Origin of the sequence: Streptomyces sp. Sge12 (genome assembly GCF_002080455.1) — a bacterium.
Lineage (GTDB): Bacteria > Actinomycetota > Actinomycetes > Streptomycetales > Streptomycetaceae > Streptomyces.
Genome location: NZ_CP020555.1, coordinates 3,915,324 through 3,941,316, shown reverse-complemented (window position 1 = coordinate 3,941,316; position 25,993 = coordinate 3,915,324). Strand labels below are relative to the sequence as shown.

20 protein-coding genes are annotated in these 25,993 nt (G+C 72.3%); 9 read left to right on the top strand and 11 right to left on the bottom strand.

The genetic code is table 11. The features are described 5' to 3' along the window. Nucleotides 1–11 precede the first annotated feature (11 nt). Nucleotides 12–539, top strand: a complete 528-nt coding sequence (locus tag B6R96_RS17550) for a DUF4240 domain-containing protein (protein WP_081522921.1) — start codon at nucleotides 12–14, stop codon at nucleotides 537–539. Here B6R96_RS17550 and B6R96_RS17545 read toward each other — a convergent pair. Next, on the bottom strand, nucleotides 530–1,195 hold the full coding sequence (locus B6R96_RS17545; protein ID WP_081522920.1) for an MSMEG_1061 family FMN-dependent PPOX-type flavoprotein: 666 nt from the start codon (nucleotides 1,193–1,195) through the stop codon (nucleotides 530–532). The genes B6R96_RS17550 and B6R96_RS17545 overlap by 10 nt on opposite strands. Nucleotides 1,196–1,312: 117 nt before the next feature. On the opposite strand from B6R96_RS17545, the gene B6R96_RS17540 reads away from it, so the two are divergent. After that, nucleotides 1,313–3,154 carry an NHL domain-containing thioredoxin family protein gene (locus B6R96_RS17540; RefSeq protein ID WP_081522919.1) on the top strand — a complete coding sequence of 614 codons (1,842 nt, stop codon included), beginning with the start codon at nucleotides 1,313–1,315 and terminating at the stop codon, nucleotides 3,152–3,154. Between the two features lie 23 nt (nucleotides 3,155–3,177). Here the strand turns inward: B6R96_RS17540 and B6R96_RS17535 are convergent, their stop codons facing one another. From B6R96_RS17535 to B6R96_RS17525, 3 genes are all read right to left on the bottom strand, one after another. Further along, nucleotides 3,178–4,470, bottom strand: a complete 1,293-nt coding sequence (locus tag B6R96_RS17535; RefSeq protein ID WP_030383814.1) for a M18 family aminopeptidase — start codon at nucleotides 4,468–4,470, stop codon at nucleotides 3,178–3,180. 101 nt (nucleotides 4,471–4,571) lie between these two features. Continuing rightward, nucleotides 4,572–5,300, bottom strand: coding sequence for a hypothetical protein (locus tag B6R96_RS17530; protein WP_081522918.1), 729 nt, complete (start codon nucleotides 5,298–5,300; stop codon nucleotides 4,572–4,574). A gap of 223 nt (nucleotides 5,301–5,523) precedes the next feature. Then, nucleotides 5,524–7,350: an acyl-CoA dehydrogenase gene (locus B6R96_RS17525; RefSeq protein WP_053167338.1), complete on the bottom strand. Its 1,827-nt coding sequence runs from the start codon at nucleotides 7,348–7,350 to the stop codon at nucleotides 5,524–5,526. Between the two features lie 172 nt (nucleotides 7,351–7,522). On the opposite strand from B6R96_RS17525, the gene B6R96_RS17520 reads away from it, so the two are divergent. The 3 genes from B6R96_RS17520 (at nucleotide 7,523) to B6R96_RS17510 (ending at nucleotide 10,203) form a co-directional block, all read left to right on the top strand. Beyond that, nucleotides 7,523–7,981, top strand: a complete 459-nt coding sequence (locus B6R96_RS17520) for an SseB family protein (RefSeq protein WP_030383811.1) — start codon at nucleotides 7,523–7,525, stop codon at nucleotides 7,979–7,981. Between the two features lie 38 nt (nucleotides 7,982–8,019). Next, entirely contained in the window at nucleotides 8,020–8,979 is a 960-nt protein-coding gene (locus B6R96_RS17515) for an ArsR/SmtB family transcription factor (protein ID WP_030383810.1), read from the top strand. A gap of 231 nt (nucleotides 8,980–9,210) precedes the next feature. Beyond that, nucleotides 9,211–10,203 (top strand): pirin family protein, encoded by a 993-nt coding sequence (locus B6R96_RS17510; RefSeq protein WP_081522917.1) that lies wholly within the window; start codon nucleotides 9,211–9,213, stop codon nucleotides 10,201–10,203. A gap of 6 nt (nucleotides 10,204–10,209) precedes the next feature. On the opposite strand, the gene B6R96_RS17505 is transcribed toward B6R96_RS17510, so the two are convergent. Beyond that, complete coding sequence (locus B6R96_RS17505) at nucleotides 10,210–11,283, bottom strand: AI-2E family transporter (protein WP_037858746.1); 1,074 nt, start codon at nucleotides 11,281–11,283, stop codon at nucleotides 10,210–10,212. Between the two features lie 51 nt (nucleotides 11,284–11,334). Then, the gene (locus B6R96_RS17500; RefSeq protein WP_081522916.1) at nucleotides 11,335–13,560 is read right to left on the bottom strand and encodes an ATP-binding SpoIIE family protein phosphatase; all 2,226 of its coding nucleotides are present in this window, start codon (nucleotides 13,558–13,560) and stop codon (nucleotides 11,335–11,337) included. Between the two features lie 157 nt (nucleotides 13,561–13,717). On the opposite strand from B6R96_RS17500, the gene aspS reads away from it, so the two are divergent. Continuing rightward, complete coding sequence (aspS, locus tag B6R96_RS17495) at nucleotides 13,718–15,541, top strand: aspartate--tRNA ligase (RefSeq protein WP_030383806.1); 1,824 nt, start codon at nucleotides 13,718–13,720, stop codon at nucleotides 15,539–15,541. An 81-nt stretch (nucleotides 15,542–15,622) separates the two neighbouring features. Here aspS and B6R96_RS37700 read toward each other — a convergent pair whose 3' ends face one another. After that, nucleotides 15,623–17,329: a VWA domain-containing protein gene (locus B6R96_RS37700; RefSeq protein WP_335755541.1), complete on the bottom strand. Its 1,707-nt coding sequence runs from the start codon at nucleotides 17,327–17,329 to the stop codon at nucleotides 15,623–15,625. A gap of 309 nt (nucleotides 17,330–17,638) precedes the next feature. Between B6R96_RS37700 and B6R96_RS17485 the strand changes: the two genes are divergently transcribed. After that, entirely contained in the window at nucleotides 17,639–19,726 is a 2,088-nt protein-coding gene (locus B6R96_RS17485; RefSeq protein ID WP_081522915.1) for a PhoX family protein, read from the top strand. Nucleotides 19,727–19,841: 115 nt separating this feature from the next. Here B6R96_RS17485 and B6R96_RS17480 read toward each other — a convergent pair whose 3' ends face one another. The 4 genes from B6R96_RS17480 to B6R96_RS17465 form a co-directional block, all read right to left on the bottom strand. After that, nucleotides 19,842–21,131, bottom strand: a complete 1,290-nt coding sequence (locus tag B6R96_RS17480) for a sensor histidine kinase (protein WP_081522914.1) — start codon at nucleotides 21,129–21,131, stop codon at nucleotides 19,842–19,844. Beyond that, complete coding sequence (locus B6R96_RS17475; RefSeq protein ID WP_237291445.1) at nucleotides 21,119–21,820, bottom strand: hypothetical protein; 702 nt, start codon at nucleotides 21,818–21,820, stop codon at nucleotides 21,119–21,121. Before B6R96_RS17475 ends, B6R96_RS17480 begins: the two co-directional genes overlap by 13 nt. A 131-nt stretch (nucleotides 21,821–21,951) precedes the next feature. Continuing rightward, the gene (locus B6R96_RS17470) at nucleotides 21,952–23,946 is read right to left on the bottom strand and encodes an FUSC family protein (RefSeq protein ID WP_081522913.1); all 1,995 of its coding nucleotides are present in this window, start codon (nucleotides 23,944–23,946) and stop codon (nucleotides 21,952–21,954) included. 82 nt (nucleotides 23,947–24,028) lie between these two features. Then, nucleotides 24,029–24,856 carry a hypothetical protein gene (locus B6R96_RS17465; protein ID WP_053167328.1) on the bottom strand — a complete coding sequence of 276 codons (828 nt, stop codon included), beginning with the start codon at nucleotides 24,854–24,856 and terminating at the stop codon, nucleotides 24,029–24,031. Nucleotides 24,857–24,980: 124 nt separating this feature from the next. On the opposite strand from B6R96_RS17465, the gene B6R96_RS17460 reads away from it, so the two are divergent. Continuing rightward, complete coding sequence (locus tag B6R96_RS17460; protein WP_030383799.1) at nucleotides 24,981–25,454, top strand: RrF2 family transcriptional regulator; 474 nt, start codon at nucleotides 24,981–24,983, stop codon at nucleotides 25,452–25,454. Nucleotides 25,455–25,568: 114 nt separating this feature from the next. After that, entirely contained in the window at nucleotides 25,569–25,967 is a 399-nt protein-coding gene (locus tag B6R96_RS17455; RefSeq protein WP_081522912.1) for a RidA family protein, read from the top strand. Nucleotides 25,968–25,993: the final 26 nt, after the last annotated feature.

Here is a 25,993-nt window from a genome sequence, read left to right as displayed (position 1 = left end):
AGGCTTTCCCCATGGACAAGCAGACGTTCTGGAAGCTGATCGAGACGGCCCGTGCGGACGCGGAACCGCAGGGGGTGGCCTCGCGCGCGGCGCAGCTCCTCGCGGACAACCCGGAGGCGGAGATAGCCGCGTCCCAGCAGGTGCTGTGGGACCTGCTGGCGGAGTCCTACCGGGCGCCGCTCTGGGCCGCGGCCTACGTGATCAACGGGGGCTGCTCGGACGACGGCTTCGACTACTTCCGCGGCTGGCTCCTCACCCAGGGGCAGGAGGCCTTCGAGACGGCCCTGGCCGACCCCGACTCGCTGGCCGCGCACCCCGCGGTCCGCGAGGCCGCGGCGCAGGGCCTGGAGCTGTGGGACGAGTCCGCCCTCTCCATCGCCTGGACCGCCTACGGGGCGGGCACCGGCCGGGAACTGCCCGCGGACTCCTTCACGATCAGCTACCCGGCCCTGGACCCGTCCTGGGACTTCGACTTCGACGACAGCGAGGAGATGGCGGCTCGACTGCCCCGCCTGAGCGCCCTCTTCGACTACTCGTAGCGGTACAGCAGGGACTCGCGCTCCTGCTGCCGGATCTCCTCGATCGTCAGACCGGGAAGGTCCAGGTGGGAGAGGGTGACCTCGGCCGAGCTGGGCACGGCGTCCTCGGCGAGCCACTGCTCGGGTTGCCACGCGTGGCTGCGCAGGAACGCCTTCGGGCAGTGCTGGTAGGCCTCCTCGACCTCCACCACGATCGCGCTCCGCGGGGGCTTGCCGACGGCGGTCAACTGCTCCAGCAGCCGCGGATCGGCGGACACGCAGGCCCGCCCGTTGACCCGCAGGGTGGTGGCCCGGCCGGGGATGACGAAGACCAGCCCGGCCCGGCCGGTCTCCACGATGTTGTGCGCGGTGTCGAGCCGCTTGTTGCCGGTGGCGTCGGGCAGCGCGAGCGTGAACTCGTCCAGCACGGCCACGAACCCGGGCGGCCCGCCCCGTGGCGTGACGTCACAGGCCCCGTCGGCCCCGGCGCTGGCCACGAACACCAGCGACGACCGCCCGATGACGGCCCGCGCGGCCCCGTGGATCCGGTCGACGGTCTTGCGGCGCGCCATCTCGCCGGGCATCTCGTAGAGCTCGCGCAACCCGTCCGTGCTCTGCACTGCGGTGGCGTTCACGGCATCGAATATCCGCCCGCTCGGCGGCGTGCTGACTGTCACCCCCGCACGCTACCGCCCGGCCCCGCCCGCCGGGGCTGACCAGCTCGGATCGCCCCGCCGAGAACCTTGCCGCATCCGTGTGACCCGGCGTTCATACCCGGATGGCAAGCTTGAAGCATGAACGATGCCGTCCCGGCGCCCACCCCCGCGCCCGCGCCCCGCCGTGCCCGTGTCCGTGCCCCCGAGCTGATCGGCAAGGGCGGCTGGCTGAACACCGGTGGGAAGGAACTGAGCCTCGCCGACCTGCGAGGACGCATTGCGATCCTCGATTTTTGGACTTTTTGCTGCATCAACTGCCTGCACGTCCTGGACGAGCTGCGCGAGCTGGAGGAGAAGCACCGCGACACCGTCGTGATCATCGGCGTGCACTCGCCGAAGTTCGTGCACGAGGCCGAGCACGCCGCCGTGGTCGATGCCGTCGAGCGGTACCAGGTGCACCACCCCGTGCTGGACGACCCCGAGCTCGCGACCTGGAAGCAGTACGCCGTACGCGCCTGGCCCACGCTCGTCGTGATCGACCCCGAGGGGTACATCGTCGCCCAGCACGCCGGTGAGGGGCATGCGCACGCCATCGCGCGCCTCGTCGAGGAGCTGGAGGCCGAGCACGAGGCCAAGGGCACGCTGCGGCGCGGCGACGGGCCGTACGTGGCGCCCGAGCCGGTCGCCGGCGACCTGCGCTTCCCCGGCAAGGCGCTGCTGCTGCCGTCCGGGAACCTGCTGGTGTCGGACTCCACGCGGCACCAGCTCGTGGAGCTGGCCGCCGACGGCGAGAGCGTCGTACGCCGCATCGGCAGCGGCGAGCGCGGCTTCGCCGGGGACAGCTTCAGCGAGCCGCAGGGCCTCGCGCTGCTGCCCGACGGCAAGGTCGTCGTCGCCGACAGCGTCAACCACGCGCTGCGCACCTACGACCCGGCCACCGGGCAGGTGGAGACCGTCGCCGGGACCGGGCGCCAGTGGTGGCAGGGGGCGCCGACCTCCGGGCCGGCGCTGGAGGTGGACCTGTCCTCGCCGTGGGACGTGGCCTGGTGGCAGGGCCGCGTGTGGATCGCCATGGCCGGTGTGCACCAGCTGTGGACCTGGGACCCGCAGGCCGGGACGGTCGAGGTCGCGGCCGGTACGACCAACGAGGGACTGCTCGACGGGCCCGCGGCCGAGGCCTGGTTCGCCCAGCCCTCGGGCCTCGCGGCCGCCGGGGACCGGCTGTGGATCGCCGACTCCGAGACCAGCGCCCTGCGGTACGTGGAAGCCGGTGACGAGGGGTACGTCATCAAGTCCGCCGTCGGCACCGGGCTGTTCGACTTCGGCCATCGGGACGGCGACGCCGCCCAGGCCCTGCTCCAGCACCCGCTCGGCGTGACCGCCCTGCCCGACGGCTCGGTCGCGGTCTGCGACACCTACAACCACGCGCTGCGCCGCTTCGACCCGGCCACCGGGCAGGTCTCGACCCTGGCCACCGATCTGCGCGAGCCCAGTGACGCCGTGCTGGTGGGCGAGGACATCGTGGTCGTCGAGTCCGCCCGGCACCGGCTGACCCGCCTGCGCCTGCCGGAGGAGGCGGTGCGCGTGGACGCGGTCGCCCACCGCACGCAGCGGGCCGCCACCGAGGTGGCTCCCGGCACGCTCCGCCTCGACGTGGTCTTCCAGGCCCCGAGCGGGCAGAAGCTCGACACCCGCTACGGGCCCTCCACCCGGCTGCTCGTCTCCTCGACCCCGCCGGAGCTGCTGGCGGCCGGCGAGGGCGCCGGGAGCGACCTGTTCCGGGAGCTGACGCTGAACCCGGACGTCACCGAGGGCGTCCTGCACGTGTCGGCGATGGCGGCGTCCTGCGACGACGACCCCGCCAACGAGTACCCGGCCTGCCACGTCCACCAGCAGGACTGGGGCGTGCCGGTCCGCGTCACCGCGGACGGCACCTCCCGGCTGCCCCTCGTCCTCGCGGGAATGGACGCCGAGGGGTAGCCGGTACCGGCCTTCCTGGGGGCTCAGCCCTCCAGGAAGGCCACCAGCGCGTTGGCGAGGAGGTACGGGTCGTCCGCGCCGCACAGTTCGCGGGCGCTGTGCATCGAGAGGATCGCGACGCCGATGTCCACGGTCTGGATGCCGTGGCGGGCGGCGGTGATCGGGCCGATCGTCGTGCCGCACGGCATCGAGTTGTTGGAGACGAAGGTCTGCCACGGCACGCCGGCCCGCTCGCACGCGGCGGCGAACACCGCGCGCCCGCTGCCGTCCGTGGCGTACCGCTGGTTGACGTTGACCTTCAGGATCGGTCCGCCGTTGGCGCGCGGGTGGTGCGTCGGGTCGTGCCGCTCGCCGTAGTTGGGGTGCACGGCGTGACCGGTGTCCGAGGACAGGCAGATGGTGCCGGCGAAGGCCCGCGCGCGGTCCTCGTACGAGCCCCCGCGGGCGAAGACTGAACGTTCCAGCACGTTGCCCAGGAGCGGGCCGTCCGCGCCCGTGTCGGACTGCGAGCCGTTCTCCTCGTGGTCGAAGGCGGCCAGCACCGGGATGTGGTCGAGCTTGTCGGCGGTGGAGACCGCCGCCAGCGCCGCCACGCCCGCGTGCACCGACAGCAGGTTGTCCATGCGCGGGCCGGCCACCAGCTCGCGGTCACGGCCCAGGTACGAGGGCGGTTCGATGGAGTGGACCATCAGGTCCCAGCCGGCCACCGAGCCCTGGTCCAGGCCCTCTTCCTCCTCCAGGAAGGCGATCAGGTCGCCCTCCTGGACGTCGCCCAGACCCCAGATCGGCTGCATGTGCCGCTGCTTGTCGAGCTTGAGGCCGTCGCTGTTCACCGACCGGTCCAGGTGGACGGCGAGTTGGGGGACGCGCAGCAGGGCGCGGTCGACGTTCACCAGTCGCTCGGTGCCGTCGCGCAGGGTCAGCCGTCCGGCCAGGCCCAGGTCGCGGTCCAGCCAGGTGTTGAGCAGGGTGCCGCCGTAGATCTCGACGGCGATCTGCCGCCAGCCCTGTGAGCCCGTGTCAGGGAGCGGCTTGACCCGCAGGTTCGGGGAGTCGGTGTGCGCGCCGACGATCCGGAAGGGGGTGTGCGGGGCCGCGCCCTCGGGGACGAACCAGGCGATGAGCGCACCGCCGCGGAGCACGAACTTGCCCCCGGTGCCCGCATCCCAGGCGTCCGTTTCCGACAACTGCCTGAAGCCCGCCTTCTCCAGCCGCTCCGCCGCGTTGGCCACGGCGTGGTACGGCGACGGACTGGCCGTCAGGAAGGTCATCAGATCGTCGGTGTGGCCGCGGTCGAAGCGGGCGGGAGAGCTCATGTGGTTCACCTTAACGACGGTCGTGTTCGCCATGGCCGGACTGCGAGGGATGGCCGGTGCTCAGGGGCCGCAGGGCGGGTGATCTGCGGTCCCGTCGGTTTTCAGCCCGGCGGACGCTCGAATCGGCGCTGCAGCTGCCTGCGCTCGCCCCGGCGGATGCGCGGGAGCATCTCCGGGGTCTGCGGGGAGCGCTGCGCGCGTCTTCTGCGTCCGGCGCAGAAGATACAGGCCTCGCCGGGAGGAGCGTCGGGGTCGATCGGCGCGCCGGGATGTTCGTTGCATCCCGAGGCGTTGCGGGGCCGGGACAGTTCCCGGGCGACGATGAAGGAGCGGTGGAGGTCGTCGGCGATGCGGACGAAGTCCTCCGCGGGCGAGGACAGGCTGAGGTGGAACCTCTGGTCCTCGACGGTACGCAGGTGGGTGCGCAGCACTTCGAGCGTGTACGGGGGGTCCGGTACGGGGTAGCCGAGGCGGCGCTGCTCTCCGGCGGGTGCGGCGGCGGGGCCGCCGTGCCGGCGCTGTCCGAGGCGTCGGCGGTCGTTGCAGATGAGGCAGCGGCCCCATCCTTCGGGCGCCTCGGGGTCGAGGGCGCCGTTGGGGTGCTCGGGGCAGCCCGTGTAGCTCTTGGCGGGGGCCAGTCCGGCGGCCGTCCGGAAGGCCACGTACAGGGCGTCGGCGATGCCGTCGTACTCGGCGGGGTGCGCGCCGTCGTACAGCTCGCGCAGGTGGTCGCCGAGGCTGCCCAGGCTCGCCTGCAGCTCCTTGAGGGCGTACGGACGCCCGGTGGGGACGGAGTACCCCCTGCTGCCGTGCTGATCCTGTGGACTCATGCGTACGAGCGTCCCATGAACGACTGACATAGGGGGAAAGCCGCAGGACAGAGTGGCTGCGGCCGGTGTCGGGTGCCCGGTCCCGGCACGCATCGTGCACGGCTCCTGCACGCTTCCTGCATGCATCCTGCACGCGCCAGCGGCCGGGCCTCCGGGTGGAGGCCCGGCCGCTGTGCGTTCACCGCGTACGGGTGTGACGGGCGGGGCCGGCGGGCGGTGCTGCCTAGAAGGCGGCCTCGTCGAGCTCCATGAGGGAGTTGTCGACGACCTCGGCCAGCTGGCGCTGGACCGAGACGTTCGGCAGGACCTGGGACGCGAAGAACTTCGCGGCGGCGATCTTGCCGGTGTAGAAGGGGACGTCCTTCGGGGCGGCGGTCGCCAGCTTCTCGGCGGCCACGGCGGCGCCCTTGAGGAGCAGGTATCCGACGACCACGTCGCCCGAGGCCATCAGCAGGCGGGTGGTGTTCTGGCCGACCTTGTAGATGTTCTTGACGTCCTCGCCGGTGGCGGTGAGGTCGACGATCATCTGGCCGACGATGGCCTCCAGGTCGACCGCGGCCTTGGCGAGCGCGTCGCGGGCGCCCGCCAGCTCCTCGCCGCCGACGGCCTCGGCCAGGAACTTCTTGATCGTCTCGGAGAGGACGTTCAGCGAGGCGCCCTGGTCGCGGACGATCTTCCGGAAGAAGAAGTCCTGGCCCTGGATGGCGGTGGTGCCCTCGTAGAGGGTGTCGATCTTGGCGTCGCGGATGTACTGCTCGATCGGGTACTCCTGGAGGTACCCGGAGCCGCCGAAGGTCTGCAGGGACTGCGCGAGCTGCTCGTAGGACTTCTCGGAGCCGTAGCCCTTCACGATCGGCAGGAGCAGGTCGTTCAGGCCGATCTCGGCGGAGGCGTCCTCGCCCGCGGCCTGCTTGACCTGGATCTCGTCCTGCACGGAGGCCGTGTAGAGGACCAGGGCGCGCATGCCCTCGGCGTAGGCCTTCTGCGTCATGAGCGAGCGGCGCACGTCGGGGTGGTGCGTGATGGTGACCTTGGGCGCGGTCTTGTCCATGAAGTTCGCGAGGTCCGGGCCCTGCACGCGCTCCTTGGCGTACTCCAGCGCGTTCAGGTAGCCGGTGGAGAGGGTGGCGATGGCCTTCGTGCCGACCATCATCCGGGCGAACTCGATGATCATGAACATCTGGCGGATGCCGTCGTGCTTGTCGCCGATCAGCCAGCCCTTGGCGGGGTGCTGGTCGCCGAAGGTCATCTCGCACGTGTTGGAGGCCTTGAGGCCCATCTTGTGCTCGACGTTGGTGGCGTAGACGCCGTTGCGCTCGCCCAGCTCGCCGGTCTCCCAGTCGAAGTGGAACTTCGGGACGAGGAAGAGCGACAGGCCCTTGGTGCCCGGGCCGTGGCCCTCGGGGCGCGCGAGGACGTAGTGGAGGATGTTCTCCTCCATGTCGTGCTCGCCGGACGTGATGAAGCGCTTCACGCCCTCGATGTGCCAGGAGCCGTCCGCCTGCTGGATCGCCTTGGTGCGGCCGGCGCCCACGTCCGAGCCGGCGTCCGGCTCGGTGAGGACCATGGTGGAGCCCCAGCGCTTCTCGACGGCTATCTGGGCGACCTTCTTCTGCGCCTCGTTGCCCTCTTCGAAGAGGATGCCGGCGAACGCCGGGCCGGAGGAGTACATCCAGATGGCCGGGTTCGAGCCGAGCAGCAGCTCCGCGTAGGCCCAGATGAGGGAGCGGGGCGAGGTGGTGCCGCCGATCTCCTCGGGCAGGCCCAGGCGCCAGTACTCCGAGTCCATGAAGGCTTCGTAGCTCTTCTTGAAGGAGGCCGGGACGGGCGCGGTGTTGGTGGCCGGGTCGAAGACCGGCGGGTTGCGGTCGGCGTCCTCGAAGGAGGCGGCCAGCTCGTTCTCGGCGAGGCGCGCGAGCTCGGACAGGACGCTCTTGGCGGTCTCGGTGTCCATCTCCTCGAACGGACCGGTGCCGTACTGCTTGTCGCGGCCGAGCACCTCGAAGAGGTTGAACTCGATGTCGCGGAGATTCGACTTGTAGTGCCCCATGGCGACGGCTCCGTTAAGGCTCGGGGAGACAGGTTCCTCGTACATACCAATCGGTAACGTAATGATGCTACCCACCGGTAATAAGACGCAACCCCTGACGACTGTGACCAGCGTCAAGCCTGGCGGGAAATCCGTGTCCGACGGCGAGTGGCCGGTCGGTAGGCTTCGCCCCATGTACGGCTACGACCAGAACCCGGGCGCCCAGCAGCAGTACGCGCAGCAGCCCCCGCAGGGCTACGCGCAGCAGGCGCCGCCGCTGTACCCGGAGCCGTCCCCGCCGTCCCTGGGGGACGCGGTCAGGGCCTTCACCACCGGATCCCTCTCCGCGGAGGACTTCCAGCAGATCTTCGCCGGCTCGAAGGTCTACTGCCCGCGTGGCGACACCCCCGGTTTCCTGGCGCTGCACAACACGCAGCAGCCGGTCATCCCCATGTTCACCACGCTCAAGGAGCTGCGGCGGTACGCGGGCAAGGAGTCCAAGTACTTCGTGATCACCGGCGCCGAGGTGATCGACCTGCTGCCGACCGGCTACGGCTTCGTCCTCGACATGGAGGGCGACCACCGGATGGTCTTCGACGCGAAGGCGGTCGAGCAGATGGTCGACTTCGCGATGCGCCGGATGTACGGGTAGCCGTACCGGCTGAAGCCTGACGGGTGGGGGGCGGGGCGATGCTGCGGATGCATTTCACGGCGGAGGACCTGCTCGGCATCCGGTTCGCCGCCGAGCCGCTGCCCCTGGTGGAGCTCGCCATGGCCCTGGTGGCCTGGCAGCGCACCGACGAACCGGCGGTTTTCGGCCGCTGGCGGGCGCGCGCCGGCCAGGAGCTGCCCGGCCGGGTGCGGCCGCTGCTCGACCTGCTGCGCCCCGACGGCGACAACCCGCAGTTCGTCGAACCGTACGCGCGCACCCTCGACGAGGGCCTGGCCGCGGTGCGGGAGGCCGCGCCGCGGCTGACCGGCGAGCAGCTCGCCCGCGCGGCCGCGCGGGCCCCCGGGCCGGATTCCTGGCTGCGCGCCCTGTGGCGCCACGACCCCGCCGCCTGGGACCAGCTCGACGGGGCGATCCGGTCCGGGCACGAAGTGCTGGTGGCCCCGCACTGGGCCCGGATCCGGCAGTCCTTCCGGGCGGACGTCGCCTGGCGCACGCGGCTGCTGGCCACCCACGGCATCAAGGCGTGCCTGGCCAGCACCCACCCGGCGGCCCGCTGGTCGGGAACGGTCTTCGAGGTGGCCCGGCCGCCGCACTACGAGGTCCACCTCGGCGGGCGCGGGCTGATGCTGATGCCCTCGCCGTTCTGGACGGGCCGCCCGCTGGTCGCCGGGCACCCCGACGGGCCGCACGTCCTGCTGTACCCGGCGCTGACCCCGCTGCCGCTGACCGCCCCGGGCCCGGCGGAGGGCCCGCTGGACGCGCTGCTGGGCCGCACCCGGGCGGCGGTGCTCCAGCTGCTCGTGAGCCGGCGCACGACCAGCGAGCTGGCCCGGGACCTCGACATCAGCCTCCCGTCGGTCTCCGAGCACACCCGCACGCTGCGCGCGGCGGGCCTGATCACGACGGAGCGCGACGGCAAGGCGGTCCTGCACTCGGTGACGGGTCTGGGCGTGGACCTCCTGCACAGCGGCGGCTGACCCGCTCCCCGGCCCGCCCTCCGGCCCACTCTTCGGCCCAGCCCGAAAGGATCGCGGCCCGGGCGGCCGTTCCCGACTATCAGTGCGGCGGGGCCCCCACGGGGGAGGGCCCCGCCGCACTGCTGCCCCTCCGCGATCGCCGGGAATGACGCGGGTCGGGGCGATGTTCTGTGCGGGTGTGGCAGAAAGTTCGAGTTTCAACTAAACTCGACGCAGAAGGAGGTCCTGACCATGCCCGCAGTGACTGTTGAGAACCCGTTGACCCTTCCGCGCGTGGCCGAGCCGCAGGCCGCCGTCCCGCGCAAGGTGCTGGCCGTCGTCTCCGCTCCCGGTGGGTTCGAGGGCGAGGGATTCCCGGTGCGCCGCGCGTTCGCCGGGATCAACTACCAGTACCTCGACCCGTTCATCATGATGGACCAGATGGGCGAGGTGGAGTACGCGCCCGGTGAGCCCAAGGGAACGCCCTGGCACCCGCACCGCGGCTTCGAGACCGTCACGTACCTGATCGACGGAACCTTCGTCCACCAGGACAGCAACGGCGGCGGCGGAATCATCAACGGTGGTGACACCCAGTGGATGACCGCCGGTTCGGGCCTCCTGCACATCGAGGCACCGCCGGAGTCCCTCGTCGTGTCCGGCGGGCTGTTCCACGGCCTCCAGCTGTGGGTGAACCTCCCGGCCTCCGACAAGATGATGCCCCCGCGCTACCAGGACATCGGCGGCGGCCAGGTCCAGCTGCTGACCACCCCGGACGGCGGCTCGCTGCTCCGCGTGATCGCCGGCGAGCTGGACGGCCACCAGGGCCCGGGCATCACCCACACCCCGATCACGATGATCCACGCGACCGTCTCGCCGGGCGCGCAGATCACCCTGCCGTGGCGCGAGGACTTCAACGCCCTGGCGTACGTCATGGCCGGGCGCGGCTCGGTCGGCGCGGACCGCCGGCCCGTCCGCACCGGGCAGACGGCCGTCTTCGGCGAGGGCGGCTCGCTGACGGTGCGGGCGGACGAGTCCCAGGACTCCAACGCCCCGGACCTGGAGATCGTGCTCCTCGGCGGACGTCCGATCCGGGAGCCGATGGCGCACTACGGGCCGTTCGTGATGAACAGCCAGCACGAGCTGCAGCAGGCGTTCGACGACTTCCAGGCGGGCCGGCTGGGCCGCATCCCCACCACCGCGCGCACCGGCCTCGGCCACCGCGGCGCCGGTGACGCGGACAGCTGACCGGTCCTACGCGGAGCCTTCGGGCCCGGGCGCCGTCTCCACGGCGTACCGGGCCCGCAGCTCCGAGATCACCCCGAACACGGCGGCGGTCAGCGGCACCGCCAGCAGCATTCCCAGGATCCCGGCGACGCTCGCCCCGGCGGTGATGGCGAGCATCACCACGGCCGGGTGCATCTGCACGGTGCGGCTCTGCACCACGGGCTGGAGCACGTAGCCCTCGATCATCTGGACCAGCAGCACCAGGCCCAGCGCCCACAGGCCGATGACCCAGCCCCGGTCGGCGAAGGCCACCAGGACGGCCACGGCGCCCGACAGGATGGCCCCGAGGTAGGGGATGTAGGCCGTCACGAAGACCAGGGCGGCCAGCCCCAGCGCACCCGGTACGTCGAGGATCAGCAGACCGGCGCCGATCAGTACGGCGTCCACCAGGGCGACGAAGGTGGTGCCCCGCATGAACCCCTCGACCGCCTCGAAGGCGCGCCGCCCCATGGCCTCCATCAGGTCGCCCGAGCGGTTCGGGACGAGGGAGCGCAGGGTGCCCACGGCCCGGTCGGAGTCGCGCAGGAAGAAGAAGATCAGCACCATCGCGAGCAGGACCATCGCGATCATCGACCCCACCGCGCTGAGCCCGGTGACCACGCCCGAGGCGGCCGTGCTGCCGAACTTCGCGAGGAGGTCCTTCGAGTTCGCGGCGATGTCCTCCAGCGAGGTGCCCACCGCCCCGAAGTGCTCGGCGACGAGCTCGCCGGCCCGCCGCAGCGAGTCGACGATCTGGCCGCCGGTCTCGATGAGCGCGAGGACGACGACGTACGTGGCCCCGCCGACGACGCCCACCACGGCGAGGCAGGTCAGGGCCGCGGCCAGCGAGCGGTTCATCTTCATGCGGACCAGCCGCCGGTGCATCGGCCCGAGCAGGGCCGTGCCGAGCACGGCCAGCAGTACGGGCGTCACGGCGGCCTCGAAAACGGTGCACAGCCAGATGCCGACGGCGAGGACCGCGGTGACGAGCAGGACGACACCGCACCAGGCGGCGAGCCGCCGGACGGGCTCCGGCAGGAGGTGATCGGAGGGATTGGACACGGCTGCATCCAATCACGCCCCGCCGAACGCGCCCGAGGGTCTCCCGGGGTCTCAGAACTCGGGGTCGGCGACCGTCTTCGACTGCTCGTGCAGCTCGAACCAGATCGACTTGCCCTCGCCCCGCGGGTCCACGCCCCACGTGTCGGCCAGCATCTCCATCAGCAGCACCCCGCGGCCGCTGGAGGACATCTCGCCCGGCTGCCGCCTGTGCGGGAGCTCGTCGCTGCCGTCGGCGACCTCGACGCGCAGCCGGCGCGCGCCCAGCTCGCCGACCGCCTCCGCGACCAGCAGCGCGTCGCCGTCGGTGTGCGTCAGTACGTTCGTCACCATCTCGGAGACCATCAGCACCGCCGAATCCACCTGGTCGGGGTCCGCCCAGTCGTGCAGCAGCTCCCGGATCTGCTGCCGCGCGCCCGCGATCCGTTCCGGTTCCACCTGGGCCACGGTCAGCACGGTGCGGCGCGCGGGCCGGGCCGGGTGCGCCAGCGCCGGGCCGCGGCCGAGGTGCGCGCTCTCGCGGCACAGCAGCACCACCGCTATGTCGTCCTCGCGGCGGTCGGCGAGCGGACCGGTGGTGTGGTGCGAGGACGGCCCGTGCACGGCCTGCACCAGCAGGTCCGCCAGCCTCTCCAGGTGCGGGGTCCCGAAGTGCGGATCGCCGAGCTGCGCCGCGGCCGGCGGTGCCGCGGGCTCCGACTCGTGCGCGTCGGACTCCAGGACGGCGCGCAGCCGCGCCCAGCCGGTGTCCAGGTCGTGCCCGCCGGTCTCGATGAGCCCGTCGGTGCAGAGCATCATCGTCTCGCCCGGTTCCAGGGTGAACCGGGTGGTGGGGTAGTCGGTGTCGGGGACGATCCCGAGGGGGAGGCCGCCCGCGGTGGGGCGCATCAGGACGGTGCCGTCGGCCATCCGGATCGCCGGGTCGGGGTGGCCGGCGCGGGCCACCTCCAGCAGGCCGGTGCCCGGGTCGCACTCCACGTACAGGCAGGTCGCGAACCGCGGGCTGTGGAAGTCGGAGTCCTGGCCGCCCGCATCGCCGGAGGGGCCGGACTCCTGCGAGGAGCACAGCCCGGCCAGGAAGCGCGAGGCGCGCGAGAGCACCGCGTCCGGCCGGTGGCCCTCGGACGCGTACGCCCGTACGGCGATCCGCAACTGGCCCATCAGCCCCGCCGCGCGGACGTCGTGGCCCTGCACATCGCCGATGACCAGCGCGAACCGGCCCGACGGCAGCGGGATCATGTCGTACCAGTCGCCGCCGACCTGGAGCCCGCCGCCCGTCGGGACGTACCGGGCCGCGATCCGCATGCCGGGGATCTCCGGGCCGAGCTGCGGCATCATCGACCGCTGCAGGCCGGTGGTGAGTTCCCGCTCGGACTCGGCCACCCCGGCGCGCTGGAGCGCCTGGGCCAGCATCCGGGCCACGGTCGTCAGGACGGACCGCTCGTCGGGCGAGAAGGACGCGGGGTGCTTGAAGGCGGCCATCCAGGCGCCCATGGTCCGCCCGGCCACGATCAGCGGCAGGAAGGCCCAGGAGACCCGGTCGAAGCGCTGGGCGAGCGGCCAGGCGGCCGGAAAGCGCCGCTTGTAGTCCTCGGGCGTGGCCAGGTAGATCGCCCGGCCGGTCCGGACGACCTCCGCGGCCGGGTAGTCCGTCTCCAGCGGCATGTCCGAGAAGGTGCCCTCGTCCCCCGGATCGTGCCCGTGGTGCCCGATGAGCGACAGCCGGTCCCCGGCCATGCCGAAGACGGCCAGCCCGTCCGGGCTGAAGCCGGGCATGGACAGCGAGGCGGCGACCCGCAGCACCTCCGCCGTGGACCGGGCCTCCGCCAGGGCTCGGCCCGCGTCCAGCAGGAAGGCCTCGCGGGAGCGCCGCCAGTCGCCGGTGATGGGGGTGTGGGCGGCCGTGGTGCCGGGCTGCGGCTCGGCGATCTCCTGGATGGTGCCGATCAGCTCGTAGTCCGTGGTCCCGTCGGCCGCCCGGTTCTCGACCGGTTTGGAGCGGCTGCGCACGGTCCGCAGGACCCGGCCGTCGACGTCCATGATCCTCAGCCGGGCCTCGGCGAGGGTGCCCTCGGCGACGGCCAGGTTGACGATCCCGTTGATCTCGTTCCAGTCCACCGGGTGGAAACGGGACCGTACGGCGACCTCCGGCAGCACCACCGGTTCGGCGGGCAGCCCGAGGAGCCGGGCGGCCTCGCTGTCGAGGGTGACCGTCCCGGAGGCGTTGTCCCATCTCCACAGGCCGGTCGCGATGGCGGCCAGGACGTCCTCGGTGCGCACTCGGCCATCTTTACAGGTCATATCCGTTACGTGCCTGTTCGCCCGGCCTGTGGACGCATTTGCGCAGGCTGGAGGGAGTGCCCGACCCGTCACCCTCCCGGACGGTAACCTTGGGACGGTTGAATCCACCCTGGTATCGCGTAGAACTGGATGACTGATGCATCGGTACAGGTCCCACACCTGCGGCGAGCTCCGCGCTTCTGACGTCGCCGCCGACGTCCGGCTGAGCGGCTGGCTGCACAACCGTCGAGACCTGGGCGGCATCCTCTTCATCGATCTGCGGGACCACTACGGCATCACGCAGCTGGTCGCCCGCCCCGGCACCGCGGCGAACGAGGCGCTGAGCAGCGTCACCAAGGAGACGGTCGTCCGCATCGACGGCAAGGTCGTCTCCCGCGGTGCCGACAACGTCAACCCGGAGCTGCCGACCGGCGAGATCGAGATCGAGGTCTCCGCGGTCGAGGTGCTCGGCGCGGCCGCGCCGCTGCCCTTCACGATCAACACCGACGACGGTGTGAACGAGGAGCGGCGCCTGGAGTACCGCTTCCTCGACCTGCGCCGCGAGCGCATGCACCGCAACATCATGCTGCGCTCGGCCGTCATCGCCTCGATCCGCTCGAAGATGGTGGCCCTCGGCTTCAACGAGATGGCGACGCCGATCCTCACCGCGACCTCCCCCGAGGGCGCCCGTGACTTCGTCGTGCCGTCCCGCCTGAACCCGGGCAAGTTCTACGCCCTGCCGCAGGCGCCGCAGCAGTTCAAGCAGCTGCTGATGATCTCCGGCTTCGACCGCTACTTCCAGATCGCGCCCTGCTTCCGCGACGAGGACGCCCGCGCCGACCGTTCGCCGGGCGAGTTCTACCAGCTCGACGTCGAGATGTCCTTCGTCGAGCAGGAGGACGTCTTCCAGCCGATCGAGCGCCTGATGACCGAGCTCTTCACGGAGTTCGGCGGCGGCCGCGAGGTCACCTCGCCGTTCCCGCGGATCCCGTTCCGCGAGTCGATGCTCAAGTACGGCAACGACAAGCCCGACCTGCGCGCCAAGCTGGAGCTCGTCGACATCACCGACGTGTTCGAGGGCTCGGAGTTCAAGGCGTTCGCCGGCAAGCACGTGCGTGCCCTGGCCGTCCCGGACACCGCCGCGCAGCCGCGCAAGTTCTTCGACGGCCTCGGCGAGTACGCGATCTCGCTGGGCGCCAAGGGTCTGGCCTGGGTGCGGGTCGGCGAGGACGGTTCCCTGACCGGACCGATCGCCAAGTTCCTCACCGAGGAGAACCTGAAGGTCCTCACCGAGCGCCTGGGCCTGGTCCCCGGTCACGCCGTGTTCTTCGGCGCGGGCGAGTTCGACGAGGTCTCCAAGATCATGTCCGGCGTTCGCGTCGAGGCGGCCAAGCGCGCGGGCCAGTTCGAGGAGAACGTCTTCCGCTTCTGCTGGATCGTCGACTTCCCGATGTACGAGAAGGACGAGGAGACCGGCAAGATCGACTTCTCCCACAACCCCTTCTCCATGCCGCAGGGCGGGATGAAGGACCTGGAGGAGAAGGACCCGCTGGACATCCTGGCCTGGCAGTACGACATCGTCTGCAACGGCATCGAGCTGTCCTCCGGCGCCATCCGCAACCACGAGCCCGAGGTCATGCTGAAGGCCTTCGAGATCGCCGGCTACGAGGCGGAGACCGTCGAGCGCGAGTTCGCGGGCATGCTGCGCGCGTTCCGCCTGGGCGCCCCGCCGCACGGTGGCATCGCCCCGGGCGTGGACCGCATCGTGATGCTGCTGGCCGACGAGCCGAACATCCGCGAGACCATCGCCTTCCCGCTGAACGGCAACGCGCAGGACCTGATGATGGGCGCGCCGACGGTGCTGGAGGAGGCCCGTCTGCGCGAGCTGAACATCGCGCTGCGCAAGCCGGTCGAGACCAAGGCGGCCGAGCGGCCCGTCTCCGACGCGGTCAAGCCGGACGCCGGGTCCCCGCGGGGCTGACGCGCCGGCTCCCCGCCGACCACGACGAAGGCGGCGCCCCTCTCCTCGCCGGAGAGGGGCGCCGCCTTCGTCGTGCGGGTACTAGAACTGCTCCAGGATCCCCTTGGCCAGGGCGGCGGAGGCCAGCTCGGCGGGGGCGGGGCCGGCGTGGAAGAAGCCGGCGTTCTCGGCGTCCAGCTTGCGCAGGAAGTCGAACGCCTTGGAGTCGTGGTCACCGAAGGCGACGAACTGCCAGTGGACCCCCGGGGCGGCGGTGGCGGCGTCGGCCAGGGCCTGCCGGGCGGGCTGGCGGTTGTCGGGGGCGCCGTCCGTCTGGAAGACGACCAGGGCCGGGCCCTCGCCGCCGTCCTTCTGGTAGCGCTCCAGGACGGCCTCCACGGCCACGTGGTAGCTGGTGCGGCCCATCCGGCCGAGCTCGGCGTGGCGGGCCTCGACCCAGGCGCCGTCGTAGCCGTCGAGGGTCAGGTCGGCGGTGCCGTCCACCTCCGTGGAGAAGAACACGGTGTGCACGGTCGCCGCGTCGTCGAGGTGCGAGGCGAGGGCGAGCGCGTGGTCGGCGAGGTGCTGGGCGCTGCCGTCCTTGTAGAACCCGCGCATGGACCCGGAGCGGTCCAGCACGAGGTAGACCTTGGCCCGGGCCCCGGCCTTCCCCTTGCTGCGCAGCACCTGCCCGACGGCCTTGTACGCCCCCACGACCTCGGGAGCCCGCCGCTTGACGACGGCCAACGCCTGAGCGGGACCCTCCAGCGCCCCCGCGGCAACCGGCTCCGCGGGAGCGTCCTGCGCCGCGGGCTCGTCCTGCGCCTCCGGCACGGTGGCGGGCTCAGGCTGCTCCGCAGCAGCGGCGACCGGCTCCGCGGGCTCGTCCTGCGCCTCCGGCACGGTGACCGGCTCCGCCTCGGGGGCGGCCTCGGCCTGTTCCGCAGCAGCGGCGACCGGCTCCGCCGGGGCGTCCTGCGCCTCAGGCGCGGTGGCTTCGGCGGCCACGGCTTCGGCCTCCGGCGCGGCGGCCACGGCCTGCTCCGCAACAGCGGCGACCGGCTCCGCCTCGGCCTGGGCGGCAACCGGCTCGGCCTGGGCCTCCGGCGCGGTGGCGGCCTCGGGCTGCTCCGCAGCAGCGGCGACCGGCTCCGCGGGAGCGTCCTGCGCCTCCGGCGCGGTGGCGGGGTCCGGCTCGGGGGTGGCCTCGGGCTGTTCCGCAGCAGCGGCGACCGGGTCGGCCTGGGCTTCCGCCTCGGGGGCGGCCTCGGCCTGCTCCGCAGGGGCAACCGGCTCCGCGGGAGCGTCCTGCGCCTCCGGCACGGTGACCGGTTCCGCCTCGGCGGCAACCGGCGCGGTGGCGGCCTCGGCCTGCTCCGCAGCAGCGGCGACCGGCTCCGCGGGAGCGTCCTGAGCCTCCGGCGCGGTGGCCTCGGCGGCCTCGGCGGTGACCGGCTCGGCCTGCGGCGTCTCGGCCACGGGCTGTTCCGCGGCAGGGGGCTCGGCCTCGGCCGGGGTGGGCTCCGCCGCCGGGGCGGGGGTTTCTCCGCCGGGCTTCGCCGCAGGCGCACGGCGGGCTTCCGGGACCGTCGGGTCCGCCGCCGGGGCGGGGGCCGTGAGGACGGTGCCGGGCTCGCGGTCGCGCGGGGAGGACTGCGGCGGAACCGTGGGGTTGTCGAAGGACGCCGCCACCAGTTCGGCGGCGACGTCCAGAGGGGTCCGTTCCGCCTGGTTCGGGACAGCGGCCGAAGGGGTGTCCGTAGTGTCCGGAACGGAGTCCGCGGACCGTCCGAATACCTTGCGCAACAAGCTCCGAATACCCATGGGCCAGGCCTTTCGCATGTGTGCGTGCGTCATTTGTCCGTGCTGCGCGGATGATCCCTGCCCAGAGTGGACACGTAAGGTTATCGGCCGCCCGGCTGGATCTTCGGCAGGGGCGCCTTTCGTGGCGTCCGGCTCCCAATCACCCGCAGACCGTTCCTGAACTGCCGCTCCGACGTGCCGGGTTCACCGAGCGTTCATCCCCGCGCCGCCGCTTCGGCGCAACCCGCGCCTACCGTCACGGCTGGATCGTACCGACAGGTTGTCGGCGCCCACGCAGCTACTCGGAGGACACTCGTGCGCAAGCTTCTGCCGTTCATCGGCAACCCGCATGGGAGCGGCCGGTCCGCTCTCACCTGTCGTTACCGCTGTGGCGACGCCTGCTTCCACGAGGTGCCGAACACAAGCGACAACGAGTACGTCGGCGATGTCATAGCCCGCGCCTACTCCCGCCGCTCGATGCTGCGTTCCGCCGCCGTCGTCACGGTCGCCACCGCCGCGGGCTCCGCCGTGGCGTTCGGCGGCTCGGGGCAGACCGCCAACGCCACCCCCTCCGCCGATGCCGCCGCCGCGGGCGCCGGCAAGAGCGGTGAGGCCGCCCGTGGTCTGCGCTTCAAGGCCGTCGCGCCCAACACCGACGACAAGGTCACCATCCCCGAGGGCCACGACCAGAACGTGGTGATCCGCTGGGGCGACCCGATCATCAAGGGCGCCCCGGGCTTCAACCCGGACAAGCAGACCGCTGCCGCGCAAGCCGGACAGTTCGGCTACAACAACGACTTCCTGAGCCTCCTCCCGCTCGGCGGTGACTACGAGCGCCAGCAGCTGCTCGTGGCCAACCACGAGTACACGGACGAGATCCTCATGTTCAAGGCGTACGACCCGGCCAACCCCACCCGCGAGCAGGTGGAGATCGCCTGGGCCGCGCACGGCCTGACCGTGGTCGCCGTCCAGGAGGACCACCGCAGCGGCAAGCTGACCGCGGTCAGCCGCCACCAGCTCAACCGCCGCCTCACCGCCACCAGCGAGTTCAGGCTGACGGGCCCGGCGGCGGGCAGCAGCCTGCTGAAGACCTCGGTCGACCCCACGGGCACCAAGGTGCTGGGCACGCTCAACAACTGCGCGGGTGGCACCACCCCGTGGGGCACCACCCTCCACGGCGAGGAGAACTTCAACCAGTACTTCGCCAACGCCGGCCAGGTCACCGAGCCCACCCAGGCCGCCCGCCTGAAGCGCTACGGCATGACCACCGGGGCCTCCGAGCGCAAGTGGGAGCGGTTCGACAAGCGCTTCGACGTGGCGCAGGAGCCCAACGAGTCCCACCGCTTCGGCTGGGTCGTCGAGCTGGACCCGTACGACCCGCACTCGGTACCCCGCAAGCGCACCGCGCTCGGCCGCTTCAAGCACGAGGCCGCCCAGCCCCGCCTGACCGAGGACGGCCGTCCGGTCATCTACATGGGTGACGACGAGCGCTTCGACTACTTCTACAAGTTCGTCTCGTCGAAGCAGATGAAGAAGGGCAACTCGCGCGCCGCGAAGGAGCACAACCTCACGCTGCTCGACGAGGGCACCCTCTACGTCGCCAAGCTCACCGGTGACTCCCCGGCCGCCGAGCTCGACGGCACCGGCAAGCTCCCCACCGACGGCGAATTCGACGGCTCCGGCGTGTGGATCAAGCTGGCCACCGGCAACGTCTCGCACGTCGAGGGCATGACCGCCGAGGAGGTGTACGTCTTCACCCGCCAGGCCGCCGACAAGGTCGGCGCGACGAAGATGGACCGCCCGGAGGACGTCGAGCCCTCGCCGCGCACCGGCCGCGTCTACATCGCGCTGACGAACAACACCGACCGCGGCAAGCCCGGCAAGGAAGGCGCCACCGAGGCCAACCCGCGCAACCTGAACAAGCACGGCCAGATCCTGGAGCTCGCCGAGAACTTCGACGACCCGGCGGGCGACGGGTTCGCCTGGCGGCTCTTCCTGGTGGCCGGTGACCCGAACGACCCGGCGACCTACTTCGCGGGCTTCCCGAAGGACAAGGTCAGCCCGATCTCCTGCCCGGACAACGTGGCCTTCGACCCGCACGGCAACCTGTGGATCTCCACCGACGGCAACCAGCTGGGCTCCCACGACGGCCTGTTCGGTGTCGCGACGGCCGGCGAGCGCCGCGGTGAGCTGAAGCAGTTCCTGACCGTTCCGCGCGGCGCCGAGACCTGCGGCCCGCTCATCCAGGACAAGCGCGTCCTGGTCTCCGTCCAGCACCCGGGCGAGATCGACGGTGCCTCCGTCGAGAAGCCGCAGTCGGTGTGGCCCGACGGCCCCGGCAAGATCGTCCGTCCGGCGGTCGTGTCCGTCTGGCGCAAGGACGGCCGCAACATCGGTGTCTGACCGGGCCAGTTGACCAGAATCACCCGAAATACTCGAAATATCTGAAGTGTCCGAGGGCGTGTTTCACGTGAAACATGCCCTCGGGCGTCTGATCCGGGCCATCCGCCCGATCCGTTCAATCCCCCGTCGGCACCCTGCCGACGGGGAGCCGGAGCGTCGTCACCGCGCCCCCGTCGGGCGCGTTGGTGAAGCTCACCTCGATCTCCAGCACCGCCGCCTGCCCCATCACGATGGTGAGTCCCAGTCCGTGACCGCGCCCGCGCCCCGGGTCGCCGGTACGGAAGCGCTGCGGGCCCCGCTCGATCAGCTCGGGCGGATAGCCGGGCCCGTGGTCGCGGACCGCCACCACCGGGCCGTCCACGGTGACCTCGACCGGCGGCCGGCCGTGCTTGCCGGCGTTGACCAGCAGGTTGGCGAGGATCCGGTCCAGCCGGCGCCGGTCGGTGACCACGACCATGTCCTGGACCACTTGGACCGAGGCGGCCGGCCCGGCTTCCGACGAGGCCGCGCCGGCTCCGGCGGCCCCGGCGACGGCCCGTTCCACCGCCCGGCCGAGTTCGACCCGGGCGAGGTCGGCCCGTTCGACGCCCGAGTCCAGCCGGGAGATCTCCAGCAGGTCCTCGGTCAGCAGGTGCAGGGCCCTCAGCCGGTTGTTGATCATCTCTTTGGGGCGGCCGTCGGGCAGCAGTGCCGCCGCGGCCAGCGAGCCGGTGAGCGGGGTGCGCAGCTCGTGCGCGACATCGGCCGTGAAGCGCTTTTCCGCCTCCAGCCGCGCCTGGAGCGAGGCCGCCATCGAGTCCAGGGCGTGCGCGACGTCCCGTACCTCGTCGCGGGAGCCCCGCGGCCCCGGATCGTCCCCTTCGGCCGGGAAGTTCACCCGGGCGTCCAGGTCCCCGGCGCTGATCCGGCGGGCCACGGCGGCCGTGGTCGCGAGTCGCCGGCTGATCCGGTCGGCGAGGAACAGGCCGGCCAGCGCCACCACCCCGGCCGCGAGGACCGCGGAGGCCAGGATCGCCGTGTCGATGTCCCGCAGCCGTTCACGGGTGCTCCCGAAGGGGAGCCAGACCGCGAGGGCCTTGTCGTCGGCGGGTCCGGCCGCCCACATGACGGGCTTTCCCTGCTCCAGGCCGACCATGCTGCCGGTCTGCCCGCGTGCGACGAGCTCGCGCAGCGGGCGGGGGAGGTCGGCCGGGTCGAAGGCGGCGTTCACGTCGCCGTGCGCGGTGCCGTACTCGTAGTGGCCCAGGGCGTGGGCCAGCTCGGTGGCCGCGGCCTTGCGGACCTCCCCGACCATCTGCCGGGCGACCACGTTGTGCACCAGGATCCCGAGCGCGGCGGCGACCATGCAGCAGACCATCGTGGTGGTCAGGGCGATCTTCCAGCGCAGGCTGCTCAGCGCGCGCATCGTGCCCCGTTCCCGTCCGGCGGGGTCTGCGTGAGCCCGGGGCAGTCGTCGAGGGTGAGCTGGGAGAGGTTCATGATCCCGGCCTTGGGGTCCCACACGTAGTCGGAGACGGCGACGTAGTCGGGATTCGTCGTGGGTTCGCGGACGGCCAGATGCTCGGCGGCCACCTCCACGCCCTCGAGCACGGCGCGCCGGGACAGGATCCGGGCGATGCTCCCGTCGTCCTGGACGGTGTAGACGCGCAGCTCGCTGAGCCGGCCGTCGATGTCCAGAGCGGTGATGAGCTCCTCCCGGCCGTTGCCCGTCAGGTCGTGCAGGACGGCGGGGCGCACCGGGCAGTCGGGGCCGCCGTCCACAGCCTGTGTGCAGAGCGCGAGCCGCTGGACGGCGCGCGGGTCGACGAGCCGGCCGGTCCCGCCGTCCTGCTCGGTGGCGGAGGTGATGTCGGCCCGTACGACCGACAGCGGGTTCACCCCGCGCATGCTCAGGTCGCTCACCTTGGGCAGCCCGGGGACCACGGCGGCCGTGCCGGGCTTCTGGTCGGCGGCGGGTGGATCGGGGCGGATGTCCTTCCACAGGCTCTTCGGGGCGTGCACGGTGCCCAGGTCGCCCTCGCTCTGCAGTCCCTCCACGTCGGCGCACCCCGCCAGGAGTACGGCGAGGACCATCACGGCCGGGACGCGGTGCATGCTCCGATGCTGCCCCGGGCGACCCCGCCCGGCCCGGGAGGCGGCCCATTCGGGGGACGCCGGCCCCTGCGCCGGCGCCTGCGACCGATCCGGCACCGGCTCCCCGGCCGGTTCCGCGCCGGGGCGGCGCGTCAGGACTCCGGCCGGGTGATGGCCAGGGCCGCCGCGATCTCCTGGTGGACCGGTGCCAGCACGCTCGCCGCCCCGCCCGCGGGCCCGGCGTCGACCCGGACCGGGGTGGAGCTGCTGCGCACCCGTACGGCCAGCTCGCGAAGCTGGTGCGCGATCGTCTCCACCTCGTCGGCGGGGGGTGGGGCGGCGCCGTGGTTGACCCGGACCCGTGCGGCGGTGGTCGCGTCCACGATCCGCTCGACGGCGACCACCAGCGGCCACCAGGCGGCCGCCCGGGCCCCGGTGGGCGGTGGCTCGGTCAGCGCCCGCTGGAACTCGCTGCGCACGCCCGACAGGTCCCGGTAGATGCGCCGCCGGGCCTGGAGGCGGGAGGTCCGGGCCGCCGCGAGCGCGGCCTCGTCCACGACCGGGGCGAAGGCCCTCTCCACGTAGCGGGCGGCGTCGTCCACGGTGTCGGCGAGCCGGTCCCCGATCCGGGTGTGCCAGCTCTCGGGCCACAGCAGGTATCCCGCGACGAGGGTGATGGCGCAGCCGATCAGGCTGTCCACCAGCCGGGGGCGGATCAGGTCGAAGCCCTGGTGGTTGAGGAGGTCGGACAGGAGCAGGATCACCGGGGTGATCGCGGCGGTCTGGAAGGCGTAGCCCTTGACGGAGAACGCGGGGATCAGCCCGGCGAGCACGACCATCACCGGCACGTCCCACCAGCCGCGCGGCACCTCGGCGAGCACGGCGGCCGCGACCACCAGTCCGCCGGCGGTGCCGAGGGCGCGCAGTACGGCCCGGGAGAACACCGAGCCGAAGTCGGGCTTGAGGACGAAGGTGACGGTCAGCGCGACCCAGTAGGACCGCTCGAACTCGATCACCGATACGAGGGACTGCGCGATCCCGATGCACAGCGCGAGCCGCAGCCCGTACCGCCAGGAGGCCCGGGACAGGACCATGTCGCGTACCGCCCGCCGGGCGCGCACCCGCAGGGCGGCGGGCCGGCCGAGCCGGTCGTCCACGTTGTCCAGGTCCGGCCGGGCGACGTGCACGATCTTCGCGGCATGCCGCAGGGCGGCGTCGACGGCCCGTTCGGCCGGGGTGTGCGCGGCGGGCAGGTCCAGTACGGGGGTTCCGGTGCGGCTCTCCTCGACGGCATCGGCCAGTTCCCGTACGGCCGCCGGGATCTCGGGCGGCAGCGGCCGACCGCGCAGGTGGGCGGCGGGCGCGGCCTCCACCAGCGGGATCACCACGTTGAGCTGGGCCAGCAGCCGCACCAGGGAGGGGCTGCGCCCGTGCACCCGGGCCCGGCGGCCGAGCACCAGGTCGTAGGCGTGGTTGATGGCCTGGGTGACCTGGTGACGGCGTTCCTCGTACACGGCGCCGGGGCCGCCGGCGGCCTCCAGGGCGTCGGCCAGGGCCCGGTAGGTGTCGGCCACGGCGGTGCGCTCCGGCTGCCGGCGGCGCAGGGGCCAGCCCAGCAGGGTCAGCGCGAGAACGAACAGTCCGCCCGCGGTCAGCAGCAGCGGGGCCGTCCACCAGGGCTCGGGCAGCGGCAGCCCGGCGCCGATCACGGCGTTGAGCAGGAGCAGCAGTCCGGACACGGAGGCGACCGTGCCGATGGAGGAGATCATCCCGGAGACGAGGGCGATGAGGGTGAGCACTGCGACGGCGAGCCAGCCGTGGCCGTAGACCAGGGTTCCCAGGGCCACGCCGATGGCGCCGAAGAGCTGCGGGACGGCGATGTTGAGGACCCGCATCCGGTAGGCGTCGGCGGTGTCGCCGATCACCCCGGCGAGGGCGCCCATGGAGGCGAGCGCGCCGTACTCGGGCTCGTCGAGGGCGAATCCGACGGCGAGCGGGACGGACATCGCGATCGAGGCGCGGACCACCGCGGCCCACGGGATCGGCGCGGCACTGGGCTTCAGCCCGTTGAGGAGCCAGGAGGGCGGAGCCAGGGGACGGTGCCGGGCTCGCCGCGACGCTATGTGTTCGGTGCGTTCGGTGCTCATTCCCGCTTCCGTGCCCGCCGCTCGCGAATCGGTTCTTCTGGGATCTTCTGCGCTGTTCCGTGTGTGTCGGTACCTTCCGAGCTTATGGGGTGCGGCGTAGTCGGCCCATCACCCATGCGGCCAGCGCGGCGGCGAGCCCGATCAGGAGCACCACCCAGGCGGTGGTGCGCAGGTAGGCGGTGAGGGCGTCGTACACCGCTCCCGCGGCCGGCCGGTCGATGTCGGCGGGCAGATCGTCCAGGGTGAGCCGGCGGCACACGTCCACCGCGAGCCACAGGAGTAGGGCGCCGACCGCCAGTCCCAGGCCGGTGGCGATGACGGCGCGCCGTCGGTGGACGGCGACGGCGATGGCCGTGGCGGCGAGGAGCAGGGTCAGTACAGGGAGCCAGACGCCGGCCACTTCGAGCATGTGGAAGCCCTTCCGGAGAGCGCCGAGATTGTCGTACTCCATGACCTTCACGGTCAGGTGGGTCACCGGGATGCGGTCGGCGAAGGGCACGTCGTCGGCGATGAGGTCGTCCCTGACCTGGGCGATCACGGGTGCGAGGTCGATGGTGAGGGCGTCGCCGTGGCCGGTGGTGAGGGCGTCGAGGAAGGCGGCGTGCGCGGCGCGGTTGGCGGCGTCCCAGGCGGTCCGGTAGGCGTCCGTGCCGGCGAACGAGCGCAGGGCCTCGCCGAGGAGGGTGTCCACCCCGGTCTGGAAGGGCCCCGCGTCGATCTGGCCGGCCAGGGCGCGCGTGACCTGGGTGACGACGACCTCCTGCACCTTCGGGTTCTCGGCGAGGGGGGACATGGCGGCGGTGTACCGGTCGGCGTTGCCCAGCTCGCGGTCGGCCCAGTACGCGACGGCGCTCGCGGGCACCAGGAGGGCCACGAGCACGATGAGTACCGCCGACAGGATGGTGCGCACGTCACCAGGGAAAGCGGACGCGGGGCCGGGCGCGAGCGGTGTTGCTGCGGGTGGGTGGTGGCCGTCGGGCGGCCCGCCGCCCTTGCGCCCATAATCCTGGACATTTAATATCCAGGATATGAGGATGAGCGAGGGCGTCGAGTGGGCGCTGCACAGTTGCGTCAACCTGGCCTGGAGCGGCCCGGACCGGGCCGTGTCGGCGGCGCGTCTCGCCGCGTGGCACGACCTGCCCGCGGCCTACCTCAACAAGCAGCTCCAGGCGCTGGCCCGGGCGGGCATCGTCACCTCCACCCCCGGCCCGCGGGGCGGCTTCCGGCTGGCCCGCCCGCTCGAGGCCATCTCGCTCATGGACGTGGTCGCCGCCGTCGAGGGGCCCGAGGAGGCCTTCCGGTGCGCGGAGATCCGGCAGCAGGGCCCCGGCGCCGGTGCCCCGGCGGCGTACACCGCCGACTGCGCCATCGCGCACGCCATGACCCGGGCCGAACTGGCCTGGCGACGGGCGCTCGCCGCCCAGAACCTCGACGAGATCCGGCAGCAGGCCGAACGGCAGGCTCCCGAGGCCCCCGAGCGGCTGCGGGCCTGGCTCGCCGCGCGGTAGCCGCACGACGGCCGACCGCACCCCACGCACCGGCACGGACACGGACACAGGCACGGGCACAGGCACGGGCACGGCAACAGACACGGACACGGACACGGAACCAGGGAGCTCGGCATGACGCGCAGCATCATCAACCCGGCAGGACTCCACACCCCGACCGACTACGGCTACAGCCACATCGTCTCCGCACCCGGCGAGCAGGTCTTCATAGCCGGCCAGTACGGCTCCGACGAGTACGGCCACGTCGTCTCCGAGGACTTCGCCGATCAGGTCGAGCAGGCCTTCGCCAACCTCCGTACCGCCCTCGCGGCCGTCGGTCTCGGCCCCGGCGACGTCGTCCGCATCGGCACCTACATCGTCGGCCACGACCAGCGGAAGCTGGAGATCCTGCTGAAGCAGCTGCACGCCACCTGGGGCACCGAACTGCCCGCCCAGACCCTGATCGGCGTCGCAGCGCTCGCGCTGCCCGGCATGCTCTTCGAGGTCGACGCCGTGGCCGTGCGGACCCCCTGACCACTGATCCACTTGCCGCCCGGGGG

Excerpts from the sequence above, each read along its gene's own strand:
- B6R96_RS17510 (WP_081522917.1), top strand. The coding sequence starts at position 9,211 with ATGCCCGCAGTGACTGTTGAGAACCCGTTGACCCTTCCGCGCGTGGCC.
- B6R96_RS17550 (WP_081522921.1), top strand. The coding sequence starts at position 12 with ATGGACAAGCAGACGTTCTGGAAGCTGATCGAGACGGCCCGTGCGGAC.
- B6R96_RS17515 (WP_030383810.1), top strand. The coding sequence starts at position 8,020 with ATGCTGCGGATGCATTTCACGGCGGAGGACCTGCTCGGCATCCGGTTC.
- B6R96_RS17475 (WP_237291445.1), bottom strand. The coding sequence starts at position 21,820 with ATGCACCGCGTCCCGGCCGTGATGGTCCTCGCCGTACTCCTGGCGGGG.
- B6R96_RS17530 (WP_081522918.1), bottom strand. The coding sequence starts at position 5,300 with ATGAGTCCACAGGATCAGCACGGCAGCAGGGGGTACTCCGTCCCCACC.
- aspS (WP_030383806.1), top strand. The coding sequence starts at position 13,718 with ATGCATCGGTACAGGTCCCACACCTGCGGCGAGCTCCGCGCTTCTGAC.
- B6R96_RS17540 (WP_081522919.1), top strand. The coding sequence starts at position 1,313 with ATGAACGATGCCGTCCCGGCGCCCACCCCCGCGCCCGCGCCCCGCCGT.
- B6R96_RS17520 (WP_030383811.1), top strand. The coding sequence starts at position 7,523 with ATGTACGGCTACGACCAGAACCCGGGCGCCCAGCAGCAGTACGCGCAG.
- B6R96_RS17525 (WP_053167338.1), bottom strand. The coding sequence starts at position 7,350 with ATGGGGCACTACAAGTCGAATCTCCGCGACATCGAGTTCAACCTCTTC.
- B6R96_RS17535 (WP_030383814.1), bottom strand. The coding sequence starts at position 4,470 with ATGAGCTCTCCCGCCCGCTTCGACCGCGGCCACACCGACGATCTGATG.
- B6R96_RS17455 (WP_081522912.1), top strand. The coding sequence starts at position 25,569 with ATGACGCGCAGCATCATCAACCCGGCAGGACTCCACACCCCGACCGAC.
- B6R96_RS17470 (WP_081522913.1), bottom strand. The coding sequence starts at position 23,946 with ATGAGCACCGAACGCACCGAACACATAGCGTCGCGGCGAGCCCGGCAC.
- B6R96_RS17460 (WP_030383799.1), top strand. The coding sequence starts at position 24,981 with ATGAGCGAGGGCGTCGAGTGGGCGCTGCACAGTTGCGTCAACCTGGCC.
- B6R96_RS17480 (WP_081522914.1), bottom strand. The coding sequence starts at position 21,131 with ATGCGCGCGCTGAGCAGCCTGCGCTGGAAGATCGCCCTGACCACCACG.